3 protein-coding genes are annotated in these 3,404 nt (G+C 72.2%); 1 reads left to right on the forward strand and 2 read right to left on the reverse strand.

Annotated features, from left to right (window positions below; genetic code table 11):
• A partial coding sequence (locus tag VFZ20_RS17155) for an alpha-hydroxy-acid oxidizing protein (RefSeq protein ID WP_329685140.1) occupies positions 1-846 on the reverse strand: 846 nt, incomplete at its 3' end.
• A 40-nt stretch (positions 847-886) separates the two neighbouring features.
• On the reverse strand, positions 887-2,194 hold the full coding sequence (locus VFZ20_RS17160) for a M20/M25/M40 family metallo-hydrolase (RefSeq protein WP_329685141.1): 1,308 nt from the start codon (positions 2,192-2,194) through the stop codon (positions 887-889).
• Positions 2,195-2,686: 492 nt separating this feature from the next.
• Between VFZ20_RS17160 and VFZ20_RS17165 the strand changes: the two genes are divergently transcribed.
• Positions 2,687-3,361 (forward strand): hypothetical protein, encoded by a 675-nt coding sequence (locus VFZ20_RS17165; protein WP_329685142.1) that lies wholly within the window; start codon positions 2,687-2,689, stop codon positions 3,359-3,361.
• Positions 3,362-3,404: the final 43 nt, after the last annotated feature.

A 3,404-nucleotide genomic window follows, 5' to 3' on the forward strand; every position in this document is an offset into this window, starting at 1 on the left:
GTCGTCCCAGGTGAGCGAGGGGCGCGAGTACGTGCCGATGAACTGCTGCACGGCCCGCAGCGGCTCCGCGCGGCGCACGTTCTTCCAGAAGCCGCCCGGGTGCGCGCGCGTGAGCTCCGCGAACGTCCGCAGCGACGACAGGTTCACGGTCCGCTTCGCATCCGGCGTCTCCGGCGGCGGGCCCTGCAGCGAGTCCAGGAACACCGGGTCCGTCACGTACTGCGCGATCCCCTTTCCGCGCAGGAACGGCAGGTAGCCCAGGTCCAGGTCGCGGGCGCGCCAGCCCAGCATCGTCGTGTCCAGTGTGACGACGATGGCGCCGGCGCCCGCGGCCTCCGCGCGCCGGACGAAGCTTTCCACCAGTGCGTCGCTCTTGCTCCAGTACAGCTGGAACCAGCGCGGCGCGTCGCCCATCACGGCCGCGCACTCCTCCATGCTGCGCGACGCCTGCGACGAAAAGATGTACGGCACGCCGCACGCCGCCGCGGCCTGCGCGACGGCCACGTCCGCGTCCGGGTGCGCCATCTCCAGCACGCCCACGGGCGACAGCAGCACGGGCGAGCTCAGCCGCGCGCCAAAGAACTCGACGGACGTGTCGCGCGTGGAGACGTCGCGCAGCATGCGCGGGACGATGCGCCAGCGCTCGAACGTCTCGCGGTTCTCGCGGACGGTGCTTTCCGTCCCCGCGCCGCCCGCCACGTACGCGAACGCCTCGTCCGTCATGGCGTCGGACGCGGCCTGCTCCAGCCGCGCGGGGTCCACGGGAACGAGCGGCCGGCGCCCCGCCACGCCCGCCAGGTAGATCTCCGACTGCCGCCCCAGCGCACCCGGCCGCTGCTCCGCCATCGTCGTCCTCTCCCGTCCGAATGTGATCTGGAGCCGCCCCCTACCGCGTCAGGCGGTAGATGAGCAGGGCCGCGCGCTTTACCTGCAGGGGGAACGACGCCAGGTCGATGGTCTCGTTCGCGCTGTGCGCGCCGCCGCCGTTGGCGCCCAGCCCCGCCAGCGCGTCCACGTACGGCGCCACGAAGCTCACGTCGGCGGCGCCGCGGCGGCCGGGGTCCAGCGCCTCCATCCGCGGCACGCGCAGGTCGGCGTTCACCGCGTTCAGCAGGTCCAGGACGGCCTGGTTGCCGGGCGTGGGCGGCATGGACGGATAGCCGTCCGTGAACGCGATCTCCGCCTCCGTGCGCGGCAGGTGGCGCTCCACGATGATCCGCATCCGCTCCCGCGTGCGCCGCAGCTGCTCGTCCGTGAGCGTGCGGATGTCGCCCGTGACGATGGCGGACTGCGCGACGACGTTCGTCTTGCCGAAGGCCGTGCCGCGGCTTTCGCCCGGGTCGTAGCGCACGTCCGTGCCGCCCACGATCACGCCGGGGTTGAACGTGAGGTACGGCTCGCCCCGCAGCTCCTCGTGAAACGCGTTCAGGATGCGCGCCGACTCGTAGATGGCCCCGCTCCCCGTGCCCTCGCTGAACACGCCGGACGAGTGCGCCGTGCGCCCGCGCACCGTGAGCGTCCACCCGCTGCTGCTGCGCCGGGCGACCGTGGCGTACTCCGTGTCGGAATCGCGCGCGCCCGTCTCGAACTCCAGCGCCACGTCGCTGTTGCGGCCGGCCTCGATCAGGTCGCGCCGGGCGATCTCCAGCGGGCGGCCCGGCGACTCCTCGTCCCCCGTGAACGCGACGGTGAGGGTCGTCCCGTCCAGGGCGCCGGCGTCGTGCAGGGCCTTGAGGGCGTAGAGGATGACGACGTCGCCGCCCTTCATGTCGTTCACGCCCGGCCCGCGCGCCATGTCGCCCTCGCGGACAAAGCGCTGAAACGGGTCGTCGCGCTCGAACACCGTGTCCAGGTGGCCGATCAGCAGCACGCGCCGCCCCTGCGACCCGCGCCGTGACGCGAACAGGTGGCCCGCGCGGCGCAGGGAGTCCGGCAGCTCGATCCACCGTACATCGAACCCCAGCGAGTCCAGCGGCGCGCCGAACATCCGCCCCACCTCGCGCACGCCCTGCGGATTGAGCGTGCCGCTGTTGACGTTGACGACGCGCTCCAGGAACGCGATCGCCTCGTCGGCGTGCGCGTCCACGTACTGGACGATGCGCTGCTCCTGCGGCGAAAGCTGCTGCGCCGCGGCCGGGAGCGACGCGGCCGGCAGGGCGGCGGCCAGGGCGAGCATGCGGGCGGATCGGCTCACGGCGATGCGGCGGCTGCGGGGGCGGATGCGGAATTCGATGTGCGCGGTGAAGGTCGCAGGATAGCGGACGGACGGATGCGGATCAACCGTTCCCGGAGAGAGCGGTTCCGGATGCTGTCCGCTGAACAAGCATTCTCACACGGGGCCTTCGGCCAACGGTCAACGGCAGGCAACGGCAAGAACAACAAACCGTTGACTCCGTTCGCGAAGCGCCGTGTGCCATCTGCCGTAGAGCCATCCCCGCGCGCCGATGCCGGCGGCGCACCTCCATGACGTGCCGAAGCCTTCTGGCGGATCGCCCGCGCAAGACACGGTGCCCCGCGTAGTTGCGGGTGCCGCGAGCGTCATCGAACGTGGCCGCGGACCGGGACGGCGGATTCGGCGCGCTGGGGATACGGACATCTTGCGCGCGGGCGGCGATTGGATGACGTTGAATCGGAAGCGTGTGTTCCTTAATGCGCCGCTCCACTCGTCCTCGCACGGCTACCCCCGATGGACCGCTCCGTCCTCGCGCTCTCCCTGGCGCTCGCCCTTGCCGCCGCGGCGGCGCCGGCCCACGCGCAGCTCGCCGATGCAGACATCACCCCGCTCTCCCGCGCGCGCGCCGCCGGGGCCGGGGCCGACGTGCTCGTGGACGGCGTCGTGAGCGTGCCGCCCGGCGTGTTAGACGGCGGGTTCGCCATCCAGGACCGCACGGGCGGCATCTGGGTCATGCCCCTGTCGGACCCGGTGCTGCTGCGCCTGGGGCAGCGCGTGCGCATCCGCGGCACCCTGGACAACCCCAACAACCAGCTGGCCATCGTTCCGTCCGTGCTGCAGCTGTTCGACTTTCGCGGCGCGCCCGAGAGCCTGCACGTGGAAGCGGCGCCGGAGCCCCGCGTCCTGCGCACGGGCGCCGTGGACGAGGGCGAGGAGGGGTGGCTCATCCGCATCCGCGGCACCGTGGTCACGGAGCCGGAAGAGGACGCGCCCTGGGGCTGGAAGGTGATGGTGGACGACGGCTCCGGCGCCGTGATGGTGTTCCTGGACTCCGAGACGGACGTGCGCGCCGACGTCTTTCGTCCCGGCGAGACGGTGGAGGTCACGGGTTTCGCGGGCCAGTACGACGACCACTACGAGGTGGTCCCCCGCACCCGCGAGGACATCACCGCCGTCCCCCCGGGCTGACGGGACGGATTCGACCGTTACGAAGCGGGGGCGTGCCATCCGG

Source organism: Longimicrobium sp. (assembly GCF_036280135.1).
Lineage (GTDB): Bacteria > Gemmatimonadota > Gemmatimonadetes > Longimicrobiales > Longimicrobiaceae > Longimicrobium.